A 25,229-nucleotide genomic window follows, 5' to 3' on the forward strand; every position below is an offset into this window, starting at 1 on the left:
CTGGTGATCAGTGTTTTTATGGCGTTGAAACAATCGTAGGGAACCGACCCCGCCGCGAGCTTCTCGAAAACTGATCAGTCATGGCGTCGCGATGATCCGTGCGCGAAGCGGAGGGTGACCAGCTGAAAAGGCCGCAGTCGCACGTGAACCCCCGCGCCCTGCGCCTCGGCGGGGGAGTCGCCGGGCACCGGCCGCTCCAGCAGATCGCACACCTGCCATCCCTCGACCGTGAAACCGGGCGTAATCAGCGCCGAGGCCCGCCCACCGTGCGACTCGTACACGCGGAGCACGACATCGCCGCTGCCGTCGTCGGCGAGTTTGACGGCACTGGTCACCACCGCGTCGTTGTCGACGGTGAACAGCGGCTCGACGGCCTCGGCGACGCCAGGCCGCAACGGGGTGAGATTGACCTGGTAACCCGCACACACCGCATCCCCGATCGACGCGCCGGGCACCAGGGCGTGCCGGAAGTGATGCGTTCCGTGATCGGTCTCCGGATCGGGAAAGCGCGGCGCCCGCAACAGCGAAGCACGCACCGTCGTCGTCGTCGCGCCATCGGCCCTGACCGTGCGGGTGACATCGTGCCCGTAGGTGGAGTCGTTGACCAGCGCCACACCCCACCCCGGTTCGGCGAAGTGGACGAACCGGTGGTTGCAGGCCTCGAACTTCGCCCACTCCCAGCTGGTGTTGGTGTGGGTGGGCCGGAACAGATGCCCGAACTGGGTTTCGGAGGCATAGCGATCGGCGTGAATATCCAGCGGGAAGGCCAGTTTCAGGAATTTCTCGGTCTCGTGCCAGTCGACGCTGGTCTCGATATCGAGACCGCGTGCTCCCGGCCGCAGCGCCAGAGTCTGCTCGACCTTGGACGACCCGAACGAGCGGCCGACCCGCACCGCGGCCGAATCCGTTTCCGCGACAACGAAGTCCACGTCGACCAGGTCGGTCACCCGGTTCCGATAGAAGAGGTCGACATCCCAAGCGTCCCAGGAGTTCGGGAAATCCGGGTGCAGCTGCAGCAGATTCGCGGCCGATCCCGGCGGCAGCGTCTCCCGCCGATGCGCCGGATCGAATACCGAGACGACGAGCCCGCGCGCATCCACTTCGACCCGCAGCAGGCCGTTGTCGAGAACGAATCCGCCGCCCGCACGCGCCACCACCGAGCTCGGTGGTGGCGCCGTCATCGGAGCCGCCGCACCGGCCGGAACCGAGCCCCACGCATGCGGCGCCGGATTGAAGACATTCGGCCCACTCCGCTCGCCGCCGAGCACCCACTGCGCCCGTTCGATGATCGCCGTCAACTCCTCGGCGACCACCGCGTACGTCTTTTCCGCCTCGCGATGCACCCAGGCGATCGACGAGCCGGGCAGGATGTCGTGAAACTGATTGAGCAGCACCGTCTTCCATATCCGGTCGAGCTCCGCGTACGGATACTCGGCGTTCTTGCGCACCGTCGCGGTGGCGCACCACAGCTCCGCTTCGCGCAGCAGGTGTTCGCTGCGCCGGTTGCCCTGCTTGGTCTTCGCCTGGCTGGTCAGCGTCGCGCGATGTAACTCCAGGTACAGCTCGCCCACCCACACCGCCGGATTCCGGTACTCGGCCTCGGCCCTGGCGAAGAAGTCGGCGGGCTTGTCCCACGCCACCTTCGGCGAGCCTTCCAGGTTGTTCATCCTGGCCGCCTTGGCGATCATCTCCCGCGTCGTACCGCCGCCGCCGTCACCCCAGCCGGTCGGCGCAAGCGACATCGACGCGCGGCCCTTCTCTTTGAAATTCCTTGCTGCGTGCGCGATCTCGCGGCCGTGCATCGAGCAGTTGTAGGTGTCCACCGGTGGGAAATGGGTGAAGATCCTCGTCCCGTCGATGCCCTCCCACAGGAAGGTGTGGTGCGGGAACTGATTGATCTGGCTCCATGAGATCTTCTGTGTCAGTAGCCATTTGGATCCGGCGGCCTTGATGATCTGCGGCAGCCCTGCGGCGAACCCGAAGGTATCGGGCAGCCACGCCTCCTCGTTCTCGATCCCGAATTCGGCCAGGAAGAACCGCTTGCCGTGCACGAACTGGCGCGCCATCGCCTCGGAGCCCGGCATATTCGTATCCGACTCGACCCACATGCCCCCGGCGGGCACGAACCGCCCCTGTGACACCGCCTTCTTGACCCGCTCGTACACCTCGGGCCGATGCCGCTTGATGAAATCGTATTGCGCCGCTTGGGACATCGTGTAGACGAACGCCGGATCGTCGTCCAGCAGCGCGGTCATATTCGCGGTGGTCCGCGCGACCTTGCGCACCGTCTCGCGCAGCGGCCACAGCCACGCCGAGTCGATATGGGCGTGCCCGACCGCGGAGATCCGGTGCGCGGAAGGGATCGCGGGCTTGGCGAGCGCATCGGCCAGGCAGGCGCGCGCCGCCGCGGCGGTCGCGTTCACGTTGTCCAATTCGATCGCGTCGAGCGCGCGTTCGATCGCCCGCACGATGTCGTAGCGGCGCGCGGGATCCTCCGGCATCTCGTGCATCAGCTCGCCGAGCACCTCGAGATCGAGCACGAGCTGCCAGACCTCTTCGTCGAAGACCACGAGATCGAGTCGGCCGAGCCGGTACTGCGGTGCGGTACCCGCGGTCGATTTGTCGCCGAGCGCGGTCGGCCCGAAGAACGGAATGATCGGGTTCGAGGCCGCTTCGACATGGAACAGCACATGCTCACCGCCGACCGCGGGAGCCGCGATGCGCACCCACGCGCTGCGCGGATGCAGCCCCTTGACCGGTGATCCATCCGGCCGATAGACCAGCCCCTCGCACTGGAAACCGGTCATGTTCTGGTCGAAGCCGAGGTCGATGATCGCTTCGACGGTCTTGCCCGCCCACGCGGCTGGCACCGTTCCCTCGACCGTGAGCCAGCTGGTTCCCCACGGCGGACCCCAGCGCGCGCCGGATTCGATGGGTGTTCGCGGCGCGGTAAGGCCCTCGGCGACCGGCACCGGTTCGTCCGGCGCGTTCCAGATGGACGCCTTCAGCGGCACCGACTCCGGGTAGATCGCGGGAGTGATCCGCTCGCCGAGAACCCGTCCGAGACGGTTCTCGATCAGCCGACGGTCATCGTGCATACGAACAGTCTGCGCAAGCCGAAGCGGCGATCTTCCCGATTCGCGCCCAGTGCGCCTCTGAAGCTCGAAACCCTACTTTCGCATGGGGGGGATTGCAACCATAGATTCTGTTGAATCCCTGGCCAACTCAGATGGGTGTATTGACCATCTGGACACGGTTGAAGGTACTATGGAGAAGTAACCAGCGGGTGACTCTCCCGACGCGTTGCACCTGTCCGCGTGCGGGGCCCCGCAATTGCTCTTCGTAGGGGGTCATTCGCCGCGTGCCGGTGCGCCGCGCCGGGAGGTCGGTACGAGGAGGACTTCCGACCAGTGGCTGCCACCAAAACGGGCACGGGGAAATATGACGCATCCAATATCGCGGTGCTCGACGGCAGGGACGCGGTGCGCCTGCGTCCGGCCATGTACATCGGCTCCACCGGTGAGCTCGGTCTGCACCATCTGATCTGGGAGGTCGTCGACAACTCCGTCGACGAGGCGATGGCGGGCGCCGCCACCCGCATCGATGTCGCGCTGCTCGCCGACGGCGGCGTCGAGGTCGCCGACGACGGCAGAGCGATCCCGGTGGCGATGCACGAGCTGGGCGTTCCGACGGTCGAAGTCGTCATGACCAGGCTGCACGCGGGCGGCAAGTTCGACTCCGAAACCTATGCGGTCGCCGGTGGATTGCATGGCGTCGGTGTCTCGGTGGTGAACTTCCTGAGCCGCCGGGTGGAGCTGGATATCGATCGGGACGGCTATCACTGGCGTCAGGACTACGACCGTGGAGCGCCCGGAGAGTTGCTGCGCGGCAGTCCGACCGAGCGCACCGGCAATACGACGCGGTTCTGGCCGGATCCGGAGATCTTCGAGACCACGACCTTCGATTTCGAGACGGTCGCGCGCAGGTTGCAGGAGACGGCGTTCCTGAACCAGGGCCTGACCATCACTCTTACCGACCATCGGGTCACCGATTCGGGTGTCGTCGACGAGGTGGTCAGCGAGACGGCCGAGGCGCCGAGGCAGCCGAACGGCGCGCCGAAGGTGAAGGTGCGCAGCTATCACTATCCGGGCGGCCTCGGCGACTTCGTGCGCCATCTCAATCGGACCAAACAACCCATCCACCAGTCGGTTGTCTCGTTCGCGGGCAAGGACGAGGGGTACGAGGTCGAGGTGGCGATGCAGTGGAACTCCGGCTATTCGGAGTCGGTGCACACCTTCGCCAACATCATCAACACCCATGAGGGCGGCACGCACGAAGAAGGCTTCCGGGCGGCCCTGACCACGGTGGTCAACAGGTACGCCAAGGACAAGAAGCTGCTGAAGGGAAAGGACGACAACCTCAGCGGCGACGACATCCGCGAGGGGCTGGCCGCCATCGTGAGCGTCAAACTCGGTGAGCCGCAGTTCGAGGGCCAGACCAAGACCAAGCTCGGCAATACCGAGGTGAAGTCGTTCGTGCAGAAGACCTGCAACGAGTACCTGGCCCGCTGGTTCGACGCGAACCCCGGCGATGCCAAAACGATTGTGACCAAGGCCATTTCCTCCAGCCAGGCCCGCATCGCGGCGCGCAAGGCGCGCGAGCTGGTGCGGCGCAAGACCGCGAGCAATCTCGGCGGACTGCCCGGCAAGCTGGCCGACTGCCGGTCCAAGGATCCACGGCGTTCGGAGATCTACATCGTGGAGGGCGATTCCGCCGGTGGCTCGGCGAAATCCGGTCGCGATTCGATGTATCAGGCGATCCTGCCGTTGCGCGGGAAGATCATCAATGTCGAGCGGGCGCGTATCGACAAGGTGCTCAAGAACACTGAGGTGCAGTCGATCATCACCGCGTTCGGCACCGGTATCCACGACGAGTTCGATATCGCGAAGCTGCGGTATCACAAGATCGTGCTGATGGCCGACGCCGACGTCGACGGCCAGCACATCTCCACGCTGCTGCTGACGCTGCTGTTCCGCTTCATGCGGCCGCTGGTCGAGCAGGGGCACGTGTATCTGGCCCAGCCGCCGCTGTACAAGCTCAAATGGCAGCGCTCCGAACCTGATTTCGCCTACTCCGACCGGCAGCGCGACGCTCTGCTCGCCGCGGGTGTCGCGGCGGGCAAGAAGATCAACAAGGACGACGGCGTCCAGCGCTACAAGGGTCTCGGTGAGATGAACCCGAAAGAGCTGTGGGAGACCACGATGGACCCCGCCGTGCGCCTGTTGCGTCAAGTGACGTTGGACGACGCGGCCGCCGCCGACGAGCTGTTCAGCGTGCTGATGGGGGAGGACGTCGAAGCGCGGCGCAGCTTCATCACCCGCAATGCCAAGGACGTTCGCTTCCTCGACCTGTGAGGCGCCGGTCATTCACCGGGCCGACCGAGTGCGGCCGAAGGTAGGTATCGACGGCGACACTTCGCACAGACGATGGTTGGTATGAGCGATGAGACGGCGCAGGAACTGCCCGAAGATGATGCTACTACCAAGAAACGCTCGCGCCGGGCCTTCGTCGGTCTCGCCGCCGCCGCGGCCACCGGTGCCGTCGCGGTGACGGCGGCGACCACGGTGCCCGCCTACCTGCGGAATCCGCCGACCGCACCGCTTCCGGCGGCCGCGCCCGGTGCGCGGTTCGCCGGGAAAGTGGTGCTGGTGACCGGCGGGACCTCCGGTATCGGCGAGGCCGCCGTGCGCGCGTTCGCGGGCGAGGGCGCCTCGGTGGTGTTCTGCGGGCGGCGTGAGGAGTTGGGGCGCGGTATCGAGCGCTCGATCGGCGCGAACGCCAGCTATGTCCGCGCCGACGTGCGCGTCGCCGCCGACGTGGAAAACCTTGTCGCCGAGGTGGATCGGCAGTTCGGCCGACTCGACATCGCGCTGAACAACGCGGGCATCTCGCGCACCGGCCCCACCCACGAACTGCCGATCGAGACGTTCGAGGACGTGCTGAACACCAACGTGCGCGGCGTATTCCTGTCGGTCAAGAACGAAGTGCCGCTGATGCTGCGGTCCGGCGGCGGGACCATCCTGTGCACGTCGTCGGAATCGCGACGGCCGGGCGGCGCCGCCTACAGCGCCAGCAAACAGGGGATCCAGGGCATGGTGGCGGCGATGTCACTGGACTACGCGGAGAAGGGTATTCGTATCAACGCCATCTCACCCGGCACCACCGATACCGCACTGGTCCGGCCGAGCGGCATGCCCGACGCGGTCTGGCACACCTTCCGCGACGCCTGGGGCCCGCTCAATATCTCCGGTCTGGGGCGGATGGCTACGCCCGCCGAAATCGCCCGCGCGATACTCGCACTGTGTTCCGACGATTTCGGCTATATGGTCGGCTCGACCGTTCTCGTGGGTGGCGGCCCCGCCGGTGGTGGCAAGATGCGGATGCCGCCGGGGATTCCCGGGTGACGGCCCGCAGGTGGTTCGCCGTCCGGTTACTCGCGCTGCCGGTCGGCGTCGCCTTCGTGCTGACCAAGGGCGCCAACGACTTCGACCTCCTGATCGCGGTCGTGTCCAGTGCCGTGCTCGTCGTCGGCGGACGGTGGCCGCTGCCGGTCCTGTGCGCGCAGGCGGTACTGCTCGTCGCGGCGCATTCCTACGGCCAGTCGGTGGGCATCGGCGTCAAAGCGTGGGCGGCGGTGGCGCTGTTCGAAGTCGCACTGCTGCGGCCGTATCGGGAGTTGGTGGCAGGTATCGGGGTACTGTCCGCCGCCTACCTCGTCATCGATGTCTTGACGAGCACAACGGGATCGGTACCACTGCTCTATCGGTTGTTGCTGCTGGTGGCGCTGCCCGCGCTCGGCGGCGCCTACATCGCCTCCTTGCGGCAACGCGCGGAGGATGCCGAGCGCACCGCCGTACTGTGGGCGGAATCGGCGCGGCGCGCCGAACGCGAGTCGATAGCCCGCGATCTGCACGACATTATCGCGCACCATGTTTCGGCCATCCTCGTGCGAGTCGGCATGGCGCGCACGGTGTCCGACCTCGCCCCCGGCGAAACCAGGCAGCTGCTCACCGACATCCACCGCACCGCCGACTCCGCACTGAAGGATCTACACGAACTGATGAACGTCCTGCGCGACGACACCGGCGCGCTCGGTGTCGGATCCGTACTGGCCGAGGATCGTTCGAGTTTGCCAGGCCTCATCGAGGCGATGCTGGCCAACGCCACCGGCGCCGGACTGCGCGTGCGCTCGGCCGTCGACCCCGCGATCGTCGGCGTCGACGGTGTGCGCGGACTCGTGCTCTACCGCACCATCCAGGAGGGAATCACCAACGCCATCAAGCACTCCGAGAACGCGGCGGCGCTGACGCTGCGGGCCGACGTCCAGGACGGTGGCACCATCTCTGTGTCGCTGCACAACGATCGGAAAGCGGCACCGCGTGGGCACGGCGGCTTCGGCCTCATCGGCATGCGCGAGCGGCTCACCTCCCTCGGCGGCACCCTCGACTACGGGCCCGACGGCGCAGGCTGGCGATTGCAGGCGACGATTCCGCCACGGGCGGCCTCATGATCACGGTGCTGCTCGTCGACGATCAAGCCCTCGTGCGCAGCGGCCTGCGCATGCTGTGCCGCGGCGCCGACGATATCGAGGTGGTCGGCGAAGCGGGCGCGGGAACCGCCGCCATCCGGCTCGCCCAGGACACCAAACCCGATGTCGTCCTGATGGATCTGCACATGCCGGGCATGGACGGCATCGCCGCGACCCGCGGCATCGGGCAGTCCGTTCCCACCGCGAACGTCGTCGTCCTCACGACCTTCGACGACGACGATCACCTCTACCCGGCCCTGCAGGCAGGCGCCTGCGGGTTTCTCGCCAAAGACGCCACCCCGCACCAACTCCTCACCGCCATCCGCCAAGCCGCCGCCGGCGACACCCCCTTCAGCCCCAACGTTCTTCGCCGACTGGTCGGCCGCGCCGTCACCACCCGTCCCGTCCCGGCCCCCACCGCCCTCACCCCACGCGAACGCGAGGTCGCGGGCTACGTCGGCGCCGGCCTCACCAACCAGGAGATCGCCGAGACCATGTACGTCGGCATCACGGCGGTGAAGTCCTACCTCACCGCCGCGATGGCGAAAACCGGTGTCAAGAACCGAGTACTGCTCGCGGTGTACGCGGTCCGGCAAGGGTGGGTGTGATCACTTGCGCAGGTTGTCGTCGATGGCGAATCGGGTTACGGCCCAGGCCATTGCGCGCAGGGCCTCGCCGAATGCCTTGGTGTTCACGTTGGACAGGTCGTCGCAAGGCTGGTGGTAGCACGGGTCGTAGGGTTGTCCGGCGGTCCCGCCGAATACCTTTGCCTCGTCGGCGGTTTTGATGCCGCGCACCCCGCCGAACGCGCCGCCGACCGGGATGCCCGCACCGATGAACGGTTCCTGGTCGGAGCGGATGTCGGCGAGGTCGGCGGTGCGGAATGGCAAGCCCTGCAACTGGTATCCCTGGGCCATGACGGCCTCGACGGCGCCGGATCCCGGCGGTCCGGGCGGTGCGCCGGTGCCGGCGTGGTCGCTGTCGTCGCCGTCGATCACGAAGTGGACGTAGTTGGGCGAGGCGATCAATTCCCAATTGAGGTAGAGGCTGATGGCTTTCAGTTCCTCCGGCGTTCGCGTTTGGATGTAGTGGATGGAGCCGATGTTGATCAACTCTTCGGCGCCCCAGAAGGCGAAGCGCACCTTGTTCGGCACCTTCTGCTGGAACGGGGCAAGCCGGACGGCGGTCTCGAGCAGTGCCGCCGCGCTGGTGCCGTTGTCGTTGATGCCGGGTCCGTCGGCGCCGCTGTCCAGATGCGCGCCCGCCATCACCACGCTGTCCGGTCGTCCGCCCGAGGTCTCGGCGAACAGGTTCACCGTGGTGGCGTCGAATGAGCGTCCACGCAGATCAAGCTGTCCCACACCGGGATTCGCGATGAGCGCCTCCCCGTCGCGCTGGCTGACGAACGACACGGGCAGCACGGTGCCACGCACCTGCCTGCGGATCACCGTATCGATCACCGGCGAGACGTCGTACATCACGATGGCCTGCACGCCCGCATCCCGTGCGGCGACCGTCTTGTCTCCGCTGAGGCACTCACCGCTGCGAATCACCGCGATCACCGTGCCCTGCGGATAGTTCTCGGCCTTACACCCGGCGCCCGCACCCGCGATCGGGCCACTGAACTGGCCGGACGGCGCGTACTGCGCCATCAGTGTGCGGACCTTGCGCCCGTCGGGCGCGGTGAGCGTCTCGGCGTCGGCGGCGAAGGCGCGGAAGGGAACCGGTTGCCGGATCAGGCGATATCCGGCGCGCTCCAGCACGCCCTCGACATACTCGCGGGACTTCTCGTAACCGGGCTTACCCGCCTCCCGGTTGCCGCCGTTCGCCTTGGCGATGGCGTCGAACGCGGCGACGGTTTTCATGGCGTCCGAGGCGCTCACCGCCGAGGAGACGCCGCCGGCCAGCGAGTTGTCCTCCGGTTCCGCGGACACCGCCGGCGTGGACAGCAGCGTGAGCAGCAGAACAAGGACTGCGATACGCATAAATCTCCCTGGTGGTCAGCGGGCCCGCAGCGGCAGCAGGTCGAGCCCGCGCTGGGTGGCCGTCGGCCGCTGGCGGCATGCGCCCGCGAGCTCGAGCCGGTGATATCTGGCGGCGAGGGTATGGCTGAGCGCCACCATGATTCGGCTGCCGATATGGCTGCCGAGGCAGGAATGGACACCGCGCCCGAATCCGAGATGAGGATTAGGGGCACGGCGGAAATCGGCCGTGCGCGGGTCGGGGAATACGTCCGGATCGTGATTGGCCGCGGCGATCATCGCGACGACCACATCGCCGCGGCGGAATGCGCGACCGCCGAGTTCGGTGTCGGCATGGCAATGCCTGCTCACCGCCTGCACGGGGCCGACGAGGCGAGCGAGCTCGTCCACCGCGCGTGCGTCCATCTCGCCGAAGACTCGGATATCGGTGTGGCCGTTGGTCAGCAGCCAGTGCACCGCGTTGGCGAGGAAGTTGGCCGTGGTCGAATAGCCTGCGTCGAATACCGCGCGGGTCGAGTTGACGATGTATTCGCGTGGCACCGTGGTGATCTGGTGAAGACCGGCGGGCACACCCACTTGGCGATCCAGCCACTCCTGGACCATCTCGTTGATCACCTCACGCGCCGCGAGCGCGGGCGCGCGCCGGTCCGGCGCCAATCCGGCATCCATGCCGAGGGCCAATGTCCGTGAGGCCGTGCGGAACCGGGTGTCGTCGCGCGGATAGTCGACGCCGTAGAGCAGGCACATCGCGGTCAAGGCCAGCGGCTCGGCGATATCGGCGACGAAATCGAACGGCTCGTCGCCGACGGCGGCCAGCAGTTTGTCCGCGGCCGCGGCGACCTGATCGGTCCAGGTCGCGAGATCGCGCTGCTTGAGTGCCGCGACGAAGTGATGGCGGATCACCGAATGCTCGGGCGGATCCATCGTCTGCAGGCTGATGATCTGGGGCGGAATAGGTTTGCCGAGTTTGCGCGGGTCGGAGGAGAAGGTCTCGACCTCCTTGAGTACCCGTACGCAGTCGGTATGGCGGGTGAGAATCCACGCCTGGAGCTGATCGTGCCAGTGCACCGGATCGTCGCCGCGCAACCGCGCGTACACCGCGTAGGGATCGGCGAGCATTTCCGGCGAAAGCGGGCGGAATATCTCGTTGTTCGTGCTCGTGGTGAGGTGGACGGACACCGCAGCTCCTGTCGGTGACGAATGATGTTGGGGCCCAACGCGCTAGGCGCTGGGCACCCAACGTCAATCTTCATCTACTGCTCAGTGTGGGTAGTCCATCGCGAACCCTCCTATCTCGAATTCGTTGTCACGCAACCGTTGTCGGTTCAACGTCATCACGAGCCTTGCCGCTTCGATGTGCTGTCGACAAGAGTTGACGCTGTTCGGGAGTGTTCGGAACAGGTCGAACCGAGTGCGCAAACGTGTTTGAACAGTAGAAATAGGGGTGCCCCGGACTGACAATTTCCGGTCAACCTGGCTCTACCGTTTGGAAGTTTCTGTCATCCTGAGGGCATGGAGGAAGGGGAGGAGACCGACTCGGCCCCCTCGGCCGGACATCGGCCGCAACCCGAACGCACCGATACCCCGGCCGAATACGTTGCCGCACTGCGGGCATTGAAGACTTGGTCCGGACTCGCATACCGGCAACTGCAAGGAAAAGCCGCCGCGCGCGGAAACCCGTTGCCGTCGAGCACGATCGCGACAACCCTCGGCCGGGCAACACTACCGCGCGAAGCATTCGTCACCGCATTCACCCGTGCCTGCGGCCTCGACGACAACCAGGTGCGGCAGTGGCTCGACTCGCGCAGGCGCATCGCCATGGGCACCACCGCCACGCCTGTGACCGAGCCGCAGGATTCGTTCGTCGAGCGGGTGGAAGAGCTACGGCGACCGCCGGCGCGGTGGCCCCAGTTCCTCTACTTGCTCATGGCGGTAGCCGTCGGTGTCGCGGGAACGCTCGGTGTGCAGGCCCTGCTCTCGCGCCCCGACCGCGCGGTCACCCTCGCCACGGTGGATCCCGTTCCCGGACTCGCGATCTCATCCGTCGGCAGCTGGGCCTGGATTCAACCCGTCCGAACACCGGAGCTCTGCCTCTCCGACGGCGTCGACCGAACACAGCGCTATCCCACCGCCGTAGCGGTCCAGCGCCCTTGTGATCAGGCATCTCCGCCCCGCGTCTACCTCGAACCGCTCGGCAAGGCAACGGTGCAGATCCAATGGCACCATCCGACATTCGGCATCGGCTGCCTCACCGTCCTCACCGACGGCCCCGCCCGCGATCTACTCGAACCCCGCCACGCCTGCGCCGACGACAACCCGGCCCAACGCTTCCGCGTCGAACCGACCGGCCCACCCGCCGCCGCCCACTTCCACCTCCGCCCCGCCCTCACCGACAACTGCCTCTCCCTGCGCGACCAAGACACCGCCCCCCTCACCGAAATCATCCAAGCCCCCTGCTCCGGCGCCCGCGACCAAGAATTCCTGATCACCCTGATCCCACCCACCTGAGGTGCCCGATGAGCGCCGCCTCGGCAACCACCGTCCGGATTCTCCGGCGTTGACGCCAACCGCTGGTTCAGCGAGGTGGGGCAGCGGTGGAAAGTGTTGTGCGGTAATGGAGTTGCGATTCCGGGCGGAAGTTTCATCTTTTCCGGCGGGGTAGTGCAACGTTTGGGTCGGTAGTCGCGATGCGTAGCTCATGCAGGGGAATTCGAATGGCGCCCAGTGGGCGCCTGTTGACGCGGGGTTCGGATCTTTCACCGTGGTGGACGTCGAGACTTCGGGGTTACGGGCAGGGGAACATCGTGTCTTGTCGGTCGCGGCGATGGCGTTGGATGGTGCCGGAGGTGTGCATCGAGAATTCCATACCCTCCTCGACCCGGGGTGCGATCCCGGTCCGGTGCATATCCATGGGTTGACCAGAGAGGTGCTGCACGGATCGCCGCTTTTCGAGCAGGTACGAGAAGAACTTTCGGCGATGTTGACCGGGCGTGTGATGGTGGCGCACAACGCGCAGTTCGATTACGGCTTCCTGGCGCACGAGTTCGATCTGACGGGATCCGTTCTGCCCGTCGATCAGCGGTTGTGCACGCTGGCGTTGGCGCGCCGGGTGTCGCCACCGACACCGGACTGCAAGCTCGGAACTCTCGCGACGTATTACGGTGTTCCCCAGTCGAAGGCTCACGACGCACTCGACGACACCCGTGTCCTGGTGGGGGTGCTGCGCGCGTTGGTGGCCGATGCGGCGCGGCTGGGCATCGCGCCGCCGCTGCTGCCGTGTCCGCCGAAGGAGAACTATCGGAGTGCGTGGCGTCGTCCCGCGTCCCGCAGCGGTCCGAAGCCGTTGTGCGCGTACGCCTATCCCGGTCGGCTCGAGTCCGGCGGGCGGTTGGTGCAGGGGATGAAGATCGCGTTCACCGGCGACACTCGGATCGAGCGGGACATTCTCATCAGCCGTGCCGAGTCCGCCGGTCTCGAGGTGACCGGCAACGTCAGCGGACGGACCAGCGTGCTGGTATCGAATTTCCCGAACTCGTCAACAGGCAAGGCGCGTAACGCTATCGAGTTCAGTACCCCGGTGGTGGACGAGACCCGGTTCTTGATGCTGCTGGACGATGTTCAGCCTGGCCGCGCCAAGGAAGCGTCCTCAGGGCGCTCTCGAACACCTGCTTCTACAGCGAAGAAAGTGGAGGGTCCGTTATCGGGACGCCGGGTTCTCGTGCTCGGCGGCTCCCACGATCAGGCCGCCGACGCGCGGGCCCGGATCGGTGAACTCGGCGCGTCCGCGGCGGTGAACATGTCCGCGCGAGTGACCGACGTGCTTGCTCTACCAGGTGCGGAGGCCGACACCCGGCACGCCAAAGCGGTCGAGCTCGGATTGCCCATCCACGGCATGGAACTACTTGTCGCAGAGCAAGACCCGGCACCTGAGCGGCCTGATCGCCCACTGGTCGCTGAGCCGATGATGCTCGCCCGGGGACAGGTGGTGGATCTGCCGGTCACGGAATCCGCCGACACGTGGACGTTGCGTGCGACGTGGACCCAAAGTGGCTCGTGGGAAGTCGATCTGGTCGCTTTTCTGCTCGACGGTGCCGAGCGGGTGGCGAGCGACACCGACTTCGTCTTCTACAACCAACCCGAAACCCAGGGTTCCCGCCTGGCGGCGGACGGCCCCAATGAACAATCGATCGAAGTTGCGCTGGAAGAACTTCCGAGCCACTGCCGCCGAATCGTCGTCGCCGCGGCCCTCGATGGTGCGGGCGTCACCTTCGGCGATGTCGGAGCCATCGAGATCGAAGCCGCACCTGGAACCGAGTCGAGCCCCCTCGCGCGATCGACGCTGGACGCGGCAACCGAGGAACGAACCCTGCTCCTCGCGGAGATCTACCTCCGCGGCGACGTCTGGCGGCTACGAGCCGTCGGCCAGGGATACCCCACCGACCTCGCCTGCCTGGCTCGCGGATACGGAGTCGACGTCAACGGTTGACGAAGCGGCTCGTCGCGCCGCCAACCAGATCCGCGCAATCCTGGGTCCCTGAGCGTGGGTAGGCTTTCGGCCTGTGAGGTTCGGGCTGATGGCGGTGGGCGCGTCGGCCGTGATCGTGATGGCCGTGTGTTCGGGCGATACGGATCCCGGCGCGGCGAAGAGGGAGAACGTGATGGTGCTGCCGGAGGGCGAATCCCTGTTCATCAGAACCGATTTCACTGATAATGCCGCCTGGGCCGCGGTCTTGGACGCGGCACTGCAACCCTGGGATCTCGGTGACGGAATACTCGCCTACGCCAACCTCACCCCGGTCGACGACCGCCGCTTCGACGCCTTGACAGTGGAAAAGCTGGAGAGCCTCGTCCCCGCACCCCCGCCCTACTACCTCTTCCTGGTGGACAAACGAACGATCACCGACCCCGAACACCCGATCCTCGTGGTTGATACGAGCCGAGAAAACCCAGATGCGGTGGGCCTTCCTGCCTTCCGCACGTTACCCAGCGAAATGGCGTCCATAGAGAACAACCTCTCACTGTCGAACATGGACTTCGAAGACTTCTCCGAAAACGTCGACGCACAGGGAGTGTTCCGCGGTTTCTGACGCCGCCGACCCTTGGTCCGTACCTCAGAGCGGACCCGGGTTGTCTTGGGGTTGAGACCATGTCGGTGACATGGTCGACGCTGAGTCACGCGGTCGTGATCGGTCCGAGGATGTCGAGCCGAACGTCGAAGACGAAAGGTGTGTCAGCACTGCTGGTTACCCACCGTGGGCCGACGCTGGCGATATCGTCGTTGATATCTTCGATCGTGCACTCGACACTGGTCGGGCGAGGATATGTTGATGTGGGCCAGAGGTCGCCGCCGAAGTAGGCGCTCTTGTCGACACCCTATCGCCTGAGTGCTACGTGTCCCAGATGCTTTCTGCCCGTACAGTTTCCGCGTTGTCGCCGGGCAGCCACAGCAGGTTCGGTCTGATCAAAATGGTGCCGGTTGTCGTCCTACTCGGTGGGCGAGGACGGCTTGGTGTTCGCGGTAGTGGGCGATCAAGAACGGGTCGTTGCCGGGGTGGTCGTCGGTGCCCATGGTCAGTTCCCACCAGGTTGGTTCGTAGAACAGTTCGCCATCGGTGAGCGCGGGGGCGGGGGCCAGTTCGCTGGTGGCGGTTTCTGATGTCTGTGCGGGTTCGGTGGGCGGCATGAATCCGGTGGTGGGCATGGTGATTCGTTCGATCCCGGATTGATGTCGCCAGTAGTGGCCGCCGTTGCCGAGGTTGGTGCAGCGCCAGTATTGGTGTGATTTCAGATCGTGGTGTCGTTTACATAGTGGTTGCAGGTTCTCTGGGATGGTCCATCCGCCTGCGCTGGGGTTGCCGTGGTCGAACGGTACGACATGGTCGAGTTCGCAGCGGCGTGAAGCCACGGTGCAGTCGGGGAAGGTACACGTCGGATAGATGGCACGCACCATCGCGGCGACATCGGCGCATGGTCGATACACCAAGGCGCCGGGTGGCGGCTGCTCGTGCCCGCCGTGCCCATCCGATTCCGGCCCGTCGATCCGGTGGTGTCCGCGCGCGACCGCGTCGGCCCATTCTTCGATGAGTTCGGCGGCCCCGGGTGGGATCTCTGCCGGGGTTTTCGGACTGGGTGGTGTGGCGGGGTGGATGACTTGCCCCGGCTGATGGGTGCGGCCGCGACTGATGAACCGCCGTTGTGTGGGGGCGGTGGGTGTGGTGTCGGCGAGTTCGTTTGCCGGGAACAGGGTTTCGATCTCGGCCAGTGCCGCAGCCAGTGCCGCGTCTCGGGCGGTGTGATCGTTGGCCTGTTGTGCAGCGGCTTGCTCGCTGTATTCATTGCCGACCACCGCGTCTGCCGATTCGTCCACCGTGCTGGCGGGAGAGTGCGTGTCGCCGTCGGTGTTCGCCGATGCGGCAGGCCGGTTCGGCTCTTCGTGCGCGTCGAAGGCCGGGGTGTTGCGTGCGAGGGTTGCGCACGCTTCGGTGACGATCGGTTGTTGTGCGCCGTCTTCGGCACGCACACACGCGTGTTCGTCGTCCATCGAGGCCGCTCGCACGAACACGGCGTCGGCGTCGGCGGGTGAAGGATCGGTCGATTCGACTGGCCGAGTCGAGTCATCGCGTACAACCGGAGCAGCGGCGTTGTCCGCGCGGCTCTCGCGTACCTCGGTGATGATGGCTTGCCAGGTCGCGTCCTCGGCGAGTGTGCGTGCGACTTCGGCATCGACGGGAGTGCCGTCGGCGAAAGCCCCAGGGTTGTCGGCCATCCCGAGCAGGGTGTCGGCATCGACAACGACTTGCATCAACGGGCCTCGCCGGGTGGTGACGGTGGGGTTCTTGCGTGAGCATTCAGGGTTGTCGCATTGGCAGAGCAGGGCGGCTTCACCGTGCATCAACGCCAGGAATCCATCAGCACGCAACGCACCGCGGGTGCGGGGATCACTCGAACAAACAGTAGCGGTGATCTCGGTCAGCAGGGCTTCGACACGGCTGCCTTCGGTGTCGGTCAAACATGCCGACACCCACGACAAACCATTGCTGGCCCGCCGCACATACGCACACCGATTCGTGGTGGCGCGTCGCGCTCGCGCGGCAGCGGCTTCCTCCGGGTTGGCGTGCATCCACATCCGCCATACCTGCCCGCGCAGCACCGCGGGACTGAACTGTTTGGCCGCGGCCAGGATCCGTCCATCCAACGCCGCGAACGTCGCGGGAGAAGCATCATCGTCGAACACGCTGTACAGGGTTTTCAGGTTCGCATAGTCGATCTCACCGAGCGCGAACCCTTCCGCGGTCGAAGGCAACACATCCAATAACGCACTGACCTCGACCAAACCCCGCGCCGCGGTATGTGAACAATGCAGCAACGCCGTCATCTCCGACACCGCCGCACTACCGGCCAGCACCGCATCCTCACCGTCGACGGCAGCATCGCACATACGGTGCTCCCACAACCCCCGCGCCGCCAGCACCTTCCGGTGACACGCGACATTCTCGATCCGCCGCGCACTCTCGAGATCGGTCAGGCAACTCTCAGCGCTACCCGGATCACGCGGATCCGGGTAGGCAAGAATGCTCAGCGAGGTCTCGAACACATCTTCGATACTACCCGATAACCCATTACGCCAGAAGCTATTTCACATTCGATATCACCTCGCCAACCGACCCCGACTTCACCGATCCCGAATCGCGCTGCCGCCAGTGGATTCTCAACAGCATCATTCTGGCAACTAATCCGTTGACGCTTACTATTGCCACCACCCTCGATGCCGCAGCCGGGCAAAAGCGGGGTGGACTCAGCCGGAGGAGCGCGACCTGCTGGCGAGTATCACGCCGAAGAGAATGGAGTCGAGCACCGTGATCACCACGCTGTATATCAGTTTCGTCCACTGCCCCAGGGGCATTTCGGCCTTACGATCTCGGCGGGAATGCTCGTTTCAATCGCTATCATCACGTTCGCTGATGTGCTCGAGTCCACGCTGATCCGCCGTAGCGTATTCACGGGTTTGAACGTGCGCCCGCGGCTTACGGTTTCCGCAGGATTCCACCGTATTCGTAGACGATGCTGTGGTGTTCGGTGGCGCCGACGAAGCGGCGGAGTTGTTCGGGGACCGGTTCGAGTGGGGGTTGGCTGGGATCGGGGTGCCAGTCGGCGAGGTTGACGAGGCCGGGGGCGATGGGGTCCAGGCCGTCGAAGAATGCGTCTACTTCGGCGGGGGAGCGGTTCTGCCAAGGGATTCCGGCGCCGTCGATGCTCGCGGCGAAGACGGCGCCGAGTTCGGGGTCGTCGCTGACGACCTGGGAGAAGGCGAGGTGGCTGCCCGGTACGGCGACGGTATCGATGATGTGCCGCACGGCATGTCGCGCGCCGAGTCCGACCTCGTCGACGTCCTTGAGGTGGTGGCCTACCGAAAGGAACAGCACGGCAACCGGTTCGGTGAAATCGATCAGCGCTCCGACATCGGGGTCGGCGAGAACCATTTCGGGGATGCGCATGTCGGCGGTGACGACGGTGGTGGTCGGCCCGTGCCCGGCCAGTAGTGCGCGACCGTGTGCCAGGACGATGGGGTCGATGTCGACGTAGACGACGTGCGCGTCCGGGTTGAACCGCTGGGCGACTTGATGGACGTTGTTGTCGGTCGGCAGCCCGCAGCCCATGTCGAGAAACTGGGTGATGCCCGCTTCCCGAACCAGATAGCGGATCGCGCGATACAGGAACAGGCGGTTCTGGCGGGCGATGTCGACGCATTCGGGGAAGCGGCCGAGCACATAGAGCAGGATGTTCTGGTCGACCGGGTAGACGTCCTGCCCGCCGAGCATCCACCCGTACGCGCGTGCCGAGGTGGGCCGGTCGAACGGACTCGCCGGATCGCCCCTGCCCGAGCTCATCGTGACGTCCTTTCGCCAGCATTCTGCGGCGGGACGGAGGCTCCGACGTGACACCGGCTCCGAGTCATCAGCCGCCGCACACGTCCTCCACGAATATATTCCGGGCTCAGATGTTCTGGACCCGATGCGCCGATATCACCATCCGCCGTTGAAGAAGCCGAGCAGAGCCGACGCCGAATGCACGGCGGCCATCGTGTTCGCCGCCACGACACCGCACATGGCCAGCGACGACAACACCGAGAGAGCGCCGAACGACCCGAACACCCACCGCGCCCGCCTGTCGGACGTGCCCGCGAACCGCTTCCACAGCAGCACGCTCGTGCCGAGGAAGACGACGGCCACGATAGCGGCAATCACCGCCATCGCCACGTGATATCGGGCAAAATCACCGATCATCACATCGAGTGGCCGCCCATCTGACGAGTCGGCCAGCCGCTGCCTGACTTGATCGACCGTCTCGCCGAGCTCACCCTCGGCTTCGCCAACCCCCAGCATCGGCAACAGCGAAGAGAACGGCGCCGCCACCCCCTGAATGTTGGCCATCACCGCCAGCAGCGACAACACCCCCACCGCCGTGACAACAACACCGCCCGACCCGAGCGCGACCTTATCGCCCACCCCGGCGGCCCGGAGAAAACCCCGCCAGAGCAGAACGCCGAGCGCAACAAGCACGATCAACAAGACCGCCGCGATCACGCCCTTGACCACGTGATACCGGAACCAGTAATCGACAACCCGCGCCAAGTCCGGCGGAAAGCCCCGCTCGCCCGCTCGCCAATACCCGATGAACGCGTCACGAAGTGCTCCACGCAGGTTGCTCTCATCGATGGAACCGCCCGACCAGCGCGCCGCCAGCGTGCCAGGGGCGACGACGAAGGCGGCGACAAGTGCCGCGGCGAGCGCGGTGAGTGCGCCACCGGAGATGACTGCGGGTCGTGCCGGGCTGGCCATCATGAAGCAACTGTATGCGCGCACGCACCGGAGTGGCGTCCCTCGGTCCGCACGCAGGAACGACTAGCCCGAAACGCGCTGCCCGCCAACGGGCATCAACTTTCGAGTCTGGTGAGGAAGGCGTTGATGTTTGTGCGTACACGCTCGGCTTTTTGCTCGGTGGTGAGGTCTTCGCGGTATCGGGCGCCGAGGGGTGGGCGGATCTTGTTGCGGGCGTAGAGGGAACAGGCCAGGTCGGTGCAGATGTAGGTGCCGATCGAATTGCCGAGGCGGCCGGACTCGCCGGTTTTGGGCGCGGTCATGAGGGATACGCCGTGGCCGGTGTGGGTGGTCAGGCAGATGGTGCACATCTGGGCGCGGCCGGAACCGCCGGGTTGATAGCGCATGGCCACTCCGGTGAGCCGATCCTGCTGGGGGACAACGAGATAGCAGCGGCCCGGCAGAGATGGGTCGCTCCAGCCGAGGAAATCGAGATCGTCCCAGGGTTTCTCGTTCAGGTTTCGTGGCACGTGTAGTCGCTTGGCGTCTCCTTTGGAGCAGTTGACGAACGACGATCTGATCTCGGGTTCGGTGACGGGATGCATAGCGAGACTCCTTATGGGTGATGGCATGCGGAATGGCCATGCGACAGAGTTCATTTCGTCGCAGAGCAGGCAACATTGATGAGGTACCGCCATGCGGCGGCACGGATATCAGCTGGATTCGGTATAGGACGGCCAGTTCGACAGCGTCAGATGCAACGCGTCGAGGATGTGCGGCCAGGTGACATCGGTCGGGCGGGCGTGCGCGAAGCCGCCCGCGGCCTCGAGTGTGGCGAAACCGTGAAAGGTGCTGCGTAGCAGGCGGGCCGCGTCCAACCCCTCGTCGTCCGCCAACTCGTAGCCGCGGAGCACTGCCGCGGTCACATCGATACTGCGCAACAGCACGGGCTCGTCCGCCATCTCGGCCGGGTCCATCCGGATCTGCGTCGCGGCGTACCGTCCCGGGTGTTCGAGCGCGTACGCACGATAGGCGTCGGCGAACGCGATCAGTGCGTCCTTGCCGGAGCGGCCCGCAATCGCGGTACCGATCCGATCGTTCAACTCCGCACCGGCCAGCAGCGCCACCCGCACCCGCAGGTCGTGCAGATTGCGCACGTGCACATACAGGCTGGGGTCCTTCACGCCGACCTTGCGCGCCACGGCCGACAGTGTCAGCTTCTCGAAGCCGATCTCGTCGGCGAGCGCCGCCGCGGTGGCGACGACCCGCTCCTTGGTCAATCCGACCCGAGGTGACATCCACCCTCCTTCCTGACCCTCTTAAGATAAAACCTAATCTCAATAGGATCAAGTGGGCGTGGACGGTTCAGTCGGCCGTCCATGGCCGCAGCTTCTCCGGATTCCGGATCACCCAGATGCGAGTGATGCGGCCGTCGGCGATGTCGAAGGCGTATACCGACACGATGGTGTCGCCGAGCTGTGCGACCAAGCCGGGCTGGCCGTTCACCGTGCGCTCTGTCAGGGTCAGCTCGGCGCCGCGGGCGGCGATTTCCATCCAGGCGCGGGCGATCTGTTCGCCGCCGGTGATCGGGTCGCGGAAGGCGAGTACCAGGCCGCCGCCGTCGGCCGTCGCGGTCGCCTGCGGGTCGAGCAGGGCGATCAGCGCCTCGATATCGCTTGTCTCCCAGGCTCGTTTGAAGTCACGCACCACCTCGGCGCGTTCGGTGGTGGACGGGCTCCGCGAAGCATCGATGCGGCGGCGGGCGCTGGAGGCGAGCTGGCGGCACGCCGCGGGAGTGCGGCCGACGACCTCGGCGATCTCGGCGAAGGAAAAGCGGAACACGTCGTGCAGGACGAAGGCCACTCGCTCGGCCGGCGTCATCGAATCGAGCACGACGAGAAAGGCCATGCTGATCGACTCGTCGAGGGTGACCCGGTCGGCGGGATCGGCCGGGACGGGACCACCGAACCAATCGGAATGGCCGGGCACCGGCTCCGGAAGCCATTCGCCCACATAGCGTTCCCGCCGGGCGCGCGCCGAGCCGAGCAGATCCAGGCAGATACGGCTGGCGACCGTGGTGAACCACGCGCCGGGCGCGGCCACCTCCCGCCGCTGTCGCTCGGACAGCGCGTACCAGCGCGCGTAGGTCTCCTGCACCACATCCTCGGCCTCGGCCAGCGAGCCGAGCAGCCGGTAGGCGAGATTGATCAGCTGACGGCGTTCGCTGATCACCGCGGGTAGATGCGGGTCGGTCATGGTCGGCTCCTCCGGTCTGTGTATCCCTCACCGAGTCCGACGAATCAGGGCCCCGAAGTGTGAGCGACGCGAAGCGTCTCGATGAGGGGTGGTGGTCGGGCGACGGGCGGGCGAGGCCTGACATTCCCGGCGGCTGTGTCGTCGGAAGGTCGTACACCCGTTCAGCAAAGCAGGAGTTCCGGACATGACCAGAATCGCCATCATCCTCGGCAGCACCCGGCCCAACCGCAAAGGCCCGCAGATCGCCCAGTGGGTGCTGGATTCGGCGGCGCAGCGCGGCGACGCCGAATTCGAGCTGATCGATCTGCGTGACCACCCGCTACCGCATCTGGACGAGCCGACGCCGCCGATGTTCGGCCCCTCGGCCGATGAGCGCGTCCGCGCCTGGGCCGAGCGGATCGCCCCGTTCGACGGCTTCGTCTTCGTGACACCGGAATACAACGGCGGCGCACCAGGAGTGCTGAAGAACGCCATCGATCACCTGTTCACGGAGTGGACCGACAAAGCGGTCGGCTTTGTCTCCTACGGCGTGAGCGGTGGAGTCCGGTCCGTCGTGCAACTGCGGACGGTCTGCGGCACACTCGGCATGGCCGATGTCGGCTATCAGGTCGCGATCTCGCTGCTCACCGATTTCGAGAACCACGCCACCTTCATTCCGCGCGACCACCATGCCGCCGCGCTCGGCAAAACGCTGGATCAGCTCATCGCCTGGAGCACCGCGCTCGCGCCGCTGCGGCGCGGCGCCGAAACCACGCTCGAGTCGGAGGAAGCCGCGCTTCGCGGGCAAATCGAGAAGGTGGTCGAAGGACTACGGGCCAAGGATCTCGAGGCCGTGCGGCGGTTGTACACCACCGATGTCGTGTCCTTCGACGTCGAGCCGCCGCTCCAGCACGTCGGGGCGGCGGCGAAACTCGAGAACTGGGCGAATGTGTTCCTGTTCTTCGAGAGCGTGACCTACGAGATTCGCGACCTGACGTTCACCATCGGCGATGACGTGGCATTCGGGCACGCCTTCGCTCGTCTCAGCGGAACGCTGAAGAACGGGGCGGCGACGAGCGGCATGTGGGTCCGGGTCACCTACGGAATGCGCAAGATTCACGGCACCTGGCTGATCGCGCACGACCAGGTCTCGGTGCCGCTCGACATCACCAGTGGCAGCGGCGTGGTCGATCTCGAGCCGGAACCGGTGCTCACCGCAGGCAGGTGATCCAGTAGTCCCCGTCGGAATCCCGTGCGACGCCGTGGGTTTCGCTGGGGAAGCCGGGGAAGTGGCGGTCGAAGTCCTCCAGGGCGCGCAGGTAGCGGAGGGTGGGGTCGTCGTGGTCGCCGGTGTTCTCACCGGGCATGAGGACCGGGATGCCGGGTGGGGTGGTCACCACCTGGGTGGCCACCGTGCGTTTGGCGAGATCGCCGAGGCGGACGGGTTCGGTGCCGCCCCTGAGCAGTCGCTGGTAGGTCTGCGCCGGGGTGAGTTCGGGCTGGGGCGGGTGGGTGAAGGCCTCCTCGAGCAACGGGATCAGCTCGCTACTGCGGAGCTGCTCGTGCATCTGGTCGCACAACCGGCGCAGCGTGAGGCCCGCGTAACGTTCGGGGAAGGTCTTGACGAGGCCCGGCAGGACTTCGTCGAGGGAGGCGCCGGTGTCGTAGAGGAATTTGAAGTCCATCAGCCCGTCGATGAGCGTGCCCCACTTGCCCTTCGTGATGCCCATGGAGAACAGGATCAGGCAGGTGTAGGCGTCGGTCTTCTCCACGACGATGCGCCGGGTCTCGAGGTATGCCGTGAGAATCTTTGCGGGAATGCCCATTTCGCCTTGGCGCCCGGTGGCGTCGGTGCCGGGGCAGGTGACGCTGACCTTGATCGGGTCGAGCAGGCAGTAGCCGGCCTCCATGCCCGGAAATCCGTGCCAGGCCGCATCGGGTTCGAGGCTCCAGCACGAGGGTTCGGTGCGCAGCAGATCCAGCGGCGCGTCCGCGAAGGGATAGGTTTGCCCGGTGCCCGGATCGGTGACTTCGTCGGGTTGCCATGTGCCGAAGAACCATTCGGGCCGATCGCCCGCCGTGGCGATTCGCCTGCCGATGCGGGCCACCGCCTGACGGAATCGGATCGCCTCGGTGATGGCTTCGTCGGTGAGCCACTGGCCGCCGGGGCCGTCCATCATGCTCGCGGCCACATCGAGTCCGGCGATCATGGGATACAGCGGTGAGGTCGTCGCGTGCATCATGAAGGTTTCGTTGAATTGCCGGTGCTCCACCGGCGACCGCGGCGAATTCTTCACGTGCACCATCGCGCTCTGCGACATCGCCGCGAGGAGTTTGTGCGTGGACTGGGTGGTCAATATCGTCGGCCTGACATCGTCGGGCACCGTGCCCGCGTCCACCGACATGCCGTAGCGGCGGGCGTAGAGGGGGTGGAACCGCGCGTAGGCGAACCACGCTTCATCCAGATGCAGTCGTGGCACGCTGGCGCCGAGCAGTTCGGCGAGGCGCACCGCGTCGTAACAGAGGCCGTCGTAGGTGGAGTTGGTGATCACGGCGTAGACGGGTGACGGGTCCGCCGCGTCCGCGGAAAGTGGGTTGTGCGACAGTGATTCGGCGATCGCGTCGCGGGTGAGCGCCGCCGGTGGGATCGGGCCCATCAGCCCGTAGCCGTTGCGCGTCGGCACCAGATAGGCCGGGCGACCGCCGGTGAGCGTCAGTCCGTGGTAGATCGCTTTGTGGCAGTTCCGGTCGACGAGCACGAGCTCGTCGATGGCGACACTGGCGTGCAGTGCGATCCGGTCGGAGGTCGAATCTCCGTGCAGGACAAAATATGTCAGATCGGCGCCGAAGATTCTGGCCGCGTTGCGTTCGGCGTCGCCGATCGGTCCGGTGTGCTCGAACAGCGAGCCGAGCTCGGCCACGGAGATCGACAGGTCGGTGCGGAACAGTCGTTCTCCGTAATAGTCGAACAGCGCGCGCCCGACCGGCGACTTCAGGAATGCCACACCGCCCGCGTGCGCCGGTGTGTGCCAGGAGTATTCGTGGGTGTCGTCGAAGCGGCGCAACTCCCGGAAGAACGGCGGCAGCAACTCGTCGCGGTAGCGGCGGGCCGCGACGCCGATACGACCCGCGATGAAGCCCGGGGTGTCCTCCAGCAGCCACACATACCCGCACACCACCTCCGACACCCACAGTGGCAGGTCGTCCACCGATACGGCGGTGGTCACCAGGAACACCGGCAACTGCGCGAACCGCGCACCGAGCGCGTGCAATACCGCTTCGGCGGGCCGCTCGCCGTCCGTGCCCTTCAGATCCCAGCTGACCAGTGCGGCCATCAGATCGGCACGGCTCTGCACGAGCGCCAGCGCGTCCTCGTCGGTACGGGCCCTGACCACGTCGTGCCCCTCGCGGGTGAGGTGCTCGCAGATCCGCTCCAGCTGGTCCGCCAGCACCGAACCGGGGGTGATGTCGTTGACCGCCAACAGAATCGTCGACCCGGGCATGGCGAACTCTCCTCCCCGGAGCGTGGGATTCCGCCCCGGCGGCGGATGTGACGTCCGAGCCCGTACCGCTCCAGTCGGTATTCGAGACCGTCGACGTGCCGGA

Annotated in this window: 18 protein-coding genes; 8 read left to right on the forward strand and 10 right to left on the reverse strand. The window is 66.0% G+C overall.

Annotated elements, in window-relative coordinates; translation table 11 throughout:
- Positions 1–74: 74 nt before the first annotated feature.
- Positions 75–3,098 (reverse strand): alpha-mannosidase, encoded by a 3,024-nt coding sequence (locus ACIG5A_RS25270; protein ID WP_397244132.1) that lies wholly within the window; start codon positions 3,096–3,098, stop codon positions 75–77.
- Positions 3,099–3,410: 312 nt separating this feature from the next.
- On the opposite strand from ACIG5A_RS25270, the gene gyrB reads away from it, so the two are divergent.
- The 4 genes from gyrB (at position 3,411) to ACIG5A_RS25290 (ending at position 8,196) form a co-directional block, all read left to right on the forward strand.
- Positions 3,411–5,414 carry a DNA topoisomerase (ATP-hydrolyzing) subunit B gene (gene gyrB / locus ACIG5A_RS25275; RefSeq protein ID WP_397244134.1) on the forward strand — a complete coding sequence of 668 codons (2,004 nt, stop codon included), beginning with the start codon at positions 3,411–3,413 and terminating at the stop codon, positions 5,412–5,414.
- An 81-nt stretch (positions 5,415–5,495) separates the two neighbouring features.
- A complete protein-coding gene (locus ACIG5A_RS25280; protein ID WP_397244136.1) occupies positions 5,496–6,464 on the forward strand; it encodes an SDR family NAD(P)-dependent oxidoreductase in 969 nt (322 codons plus the stop codon).
- Positions 6,461–7,570: a sensor histidine kinase gene (locus ACIG5A_RS25285; RefSeq protein WP_397244138.1), complete on the forward strand. Its 1,110-nt coding sequence runs from the start codon at positions 6,461–6,463 to the stop codon at positions 7,568–7,570. The genes ACIG5A_RS25280 and ACIG5A_RS25285 overlap by 4 nt, the downstream gene beginning before the upstream one ends.
- Positions 7,567–8,196 (forward strand): response regulator, encoded by a 630-nt coding sequence (locus ACIG5A_RS25290; RefSeq protein ID WP_397244140.1) that lies wholly within the window; start codon positions 7,567–7,569, stop codon positions 8,194–8,196. Before ACIG5A_RS25285 ends, ACIG5A_RS25290 begins: the two co-directional genes overlap by 4 nt.
- Here ACIG5A_RS25290 and ACIG5A_RS25295 read toward each other — a convergent pair whose 3' ends face one another.
- Positions 8,197–9,573, reverse strand: a complete 1,377-nt coding sequence (locus tag ACIG5A_RS25295) for a M28 family peptidase (RefSeq protein WP_397244142.1) — start codon at positions 9,571–9,573, stop codon at positions 8,197–8,199.
- 15 nt (positions 9,574–9,588) lie between these two features.
- Positions 9,589–10,749, reverse strand: coding sequence for a cytochrome P450 (locus ACIG5A_RS25300; protein ID WP_397244144.1), 1,161 nt, complete (start codon positions 10,747–10,749; stop codon positions 9,589–9,591).
- A 333-nt stretch (positions 10,750–11,082) separates the two neighbouring features.
- On the opposite strand from ACIG5A_RS25300, the gene ACIG5A_RS25305 reads away from it, so the two are divergent.
- From ACIG5A_RS25305 to ACIG5A_RS25315, 3 genes are all read left to right on the forward strand, one after another.
- Positions 11,083–12,078, forward strand: coding sequence for an RICIN domain-containing protein (locus ACIG5A_RS25305; protein WP_397244146.1), 996 nt, complete (start codon positions 11,083–11,085; stop codon positions 12,076–12,078).
- 190 nt (positions 12,079–12,268) lie between these two features.
- Complete coding sequence (locus tag ACIG5A_RS25310; RefSeq protein WP_397244148.1) at positions 12,269–14,056, forward strand: TerD family protein; 1,788 nt, start codon at positions 12,269–12,271, stop codon at positions 14,054–14,056.
- 73 nt (positions 14,057–14,129) lie between these two features.
- Positions 14,130–14,657: a DUF6924 domain-containing protein gene (locus ACIG5A_RS25315; protein WP_397244151.1), complete on the forward strand. Its 528-nt coding sequence runs from the start codon at positions 14,130–14,132 to the stop codon at positions 14,655–14,657.
- A 374-nt stretch (positions 14,658–15,031) separates the two neighbouring features.
- Here the strand turns inward: ACIG5A_RS25315 and ACIG5A_RS25320 are convergent, their stop codons facing one another.
- The 6 genes from ACIG5A_RS25320 to sigJ all read right to left on the reverse strand — a co-directional run bounded on the left by ACIG5A_RS25320 (position 15,032) and on the right by sigJ (position 21,644).
- Positions 15,032–17,164: a hypothetical protein gene (locus tag ACIG5A_RS25320; RefSeq protein WP_397244153.1), complete on the reverse strand. Its 2,133-nt coding sequence runs from the start codon at positions 17,162–17,164 to the stop codon at positions 15,032–15,034.
- Between the two features lie 430 nt (positions 17,165–17,594).
- Entirely contained in the window at positions 17,595–18,458 is an 864-nt protein-coding gene (locus ACIG5A_RS25325) for an SAM-dependent methyltransferase (RefSeq protein WP_397244155.1), read from the reverse strand.
- Positions 18,459–18,593: 135 nt separating this feature from the next.
- On the reverse strand, positions 18,594–19,412 hold the full coding sequence (locus tag ACIG5A_RS25330; protein WP_397244157.1) for a hypothetical protein: 819 nt from the start codon (positions 19,410–19,412) through the stop codon (positions 18,594–18,596).
- 92 nt (positions 19,413–19,504) lie between these two features.
- Positions 19,505–19,993 carry an FBP domain-containing protein gene (locus tag ACIG5A_RS25335; protein ID WP_397244159.1) on the reverse strand — a complete coding sequence of 163 codons (489 nt, stop codon included), beginning with the start codon at positions 19,991–19,993 and terminating at the stop codon, positions 19,505–19,507.
- A gap of 108 nt (positions 19,994–20,101) precedes the next feature.
- A complete protein-coding gene (locus ACIG5A_RS25340; RefSeq protein ID WP_397244161.1) occupies positions 20,102–20,686 on the reverse strand; it encodes a TetR/AcrR family transcriptional regulator in 585 nt (194 codons plus the stop codon).
- Between the two features lie 67 nt (positions 20,687–20,753).
- On the reverse strand, positions 20,754–21,644 hold the full coding sequence (gene sigJ / locus ACIG5A_RS25345; RefSeq protein WP_397244163.1) for an RNA polymerase sigma factor SigJ: 891 nt from the start codon (positions 21,642–21,644) through the stop codon (positions 20,754–20,756).
- Between the two features lie 184 nt (positions 21,645–21,828).
- Between sigJ and ACIG5A_RS25350 the strand changes: the two genes are divergently transcribed.
- Positions 21,829–22,851, forward strand: a complete 1,023-nt coding sequence (locus ACIG5A_RS25350) for an NAD(P)H-dependent oxidoreductase (RefSeq protein ID WP_397244165.1) — start codon at positions 21,829–21,831, stop codon at positions 22,849–22,851.
- Here the strand turns inward: ACIG5A_RS25350 and ACIG5A_RS25355 are convergent.
- Positions 22,835–25,126, reverse strand: a complete 2,292-nt coding sequence (locus ACIG5A_RS25355) for an Orn/Lys/Arg decarboxylase N-terminal domain-containing protein (RefSeq protein WP_397244167.1) — start codon at positions 25,124–25,126, stop codon at positions 22,835–22,837. The genes ACIG5A_RS25350 and ACIG5A_RS25355 overlap by 17 nt on opposite strands.
- Positions 25,127–25,229: the final 103 nt, after the last annotated feature.

This window comes from Nocardia sp. NPDC052566 (genome assembly GCF_044547285.1).
Taxonomy (GTDB): Bacteria; Actinomycetota; Actinomycetes; order Mycobacteriales; family Mycobacteriaceae; genus Nocardia.

What these genes read in the sequence shown, in the direction of transcription:
- ACIG5A_RS25270 (WP_397244132.1), bottom strand. Translation starts at nt 3,098, where the DNA reads ATGCACGATGACCGTCGGCTGATCGAGAACCGTCTCGGACGGGTTCTC.
- ACIG5A_RS25280 (WP_397244136.1), top strand. Translation starts at nt 5,496, where the DNA reads ATGAGCGATGAGACGGCGCAGGAACTGCCCGAAGATGATGCTACTACC.
- ACIG5A_RS25290 (WP_397244140.1), top strand. Translation starts at nt 7,567, where the DNA reads ATGATCACGGTGCTGCTCGTCGACGATCAAGCCCTCGTGCGCAGCGGC.
- ACIG5A_RS25295 (WP_397244142.1), bottom strand. Translation starts at nt 9,573, where the DNA reads ATGCGTATCGCAGTCCTTGTTCTGCTGCTCACGCTGCTGTCCACGCCG.
- ACIG5A_RS25305 (WP_397244146.1), top strand. Translation starts at nt 11,083, where the DNA reads ATGGAGGAAGGGGAGGAGACCGACTCGGCCCCCTCGGCCGGACATCGG.
- ACIG5A_RS25310 (WP_397244148.1), top strand. Translation starts at nt 12,269, where the DNA reads ATGCAGGGGAATTCGAATGGCGCCCAGTGGGCGCCTGTTGACGCGGGG.
- ACIG5A_RS25325 (WP_397244155.1), bottom strand. Translation starts at nt 18,458, where the DNA reads ATGAGCTCGGGCAGGGGCGATCCGGCGAGTCCGTTCGACCGGCCCACC.
- ACIG5A_RS25330 (WP_397244157.1), bottom strand. Translation starts at nt 19,412, where the DNA reads ATGATGGCCAGCCCGGCACGACCCGCAGTCATCTCCGGTGGCGCACTC.
- ACIG5A_RS25335 (WP_397244159.1), bottom strand. Translation starts at nt 19,993, where the DNA reads ATGCATCCCGTCACCGAACCCGAGATCAGATCGTCGTTCGTCAACTGC.
- ACIG5A_RS25340 (WP_397244161.1), bottom strand. Translation starts at nt 20,686, where the DNA reads ATGTCACCTCGGGTCGGATTGACCAAGGAGCGGGTCGTCGCCACCGCG.
- sigJ (WP_397244163.1), bottom strand. Translation starts at nt 21,644, where the DNA reads ATGACCGACCCGCATCTACCCGCGGTGATCAGCGAACGCCGTCAGCTG.
- ACIG5A_RS25350 (WP_397244165.1), top strand. Translation starts at nt 21,829, where the DNA reads ATGACCAGAATCGCCATCATCCTCGGCAGCACCCGGCCCAACCGCAAA.
- ACIG5A_RS25355 (WP_397244167.1), bottom strand. Translation starts at nt 25,126, where the DNA reads ATGCCCGGGTCGACGATTCTGTTGGCGGTCAACGACATCACCCCCGGT.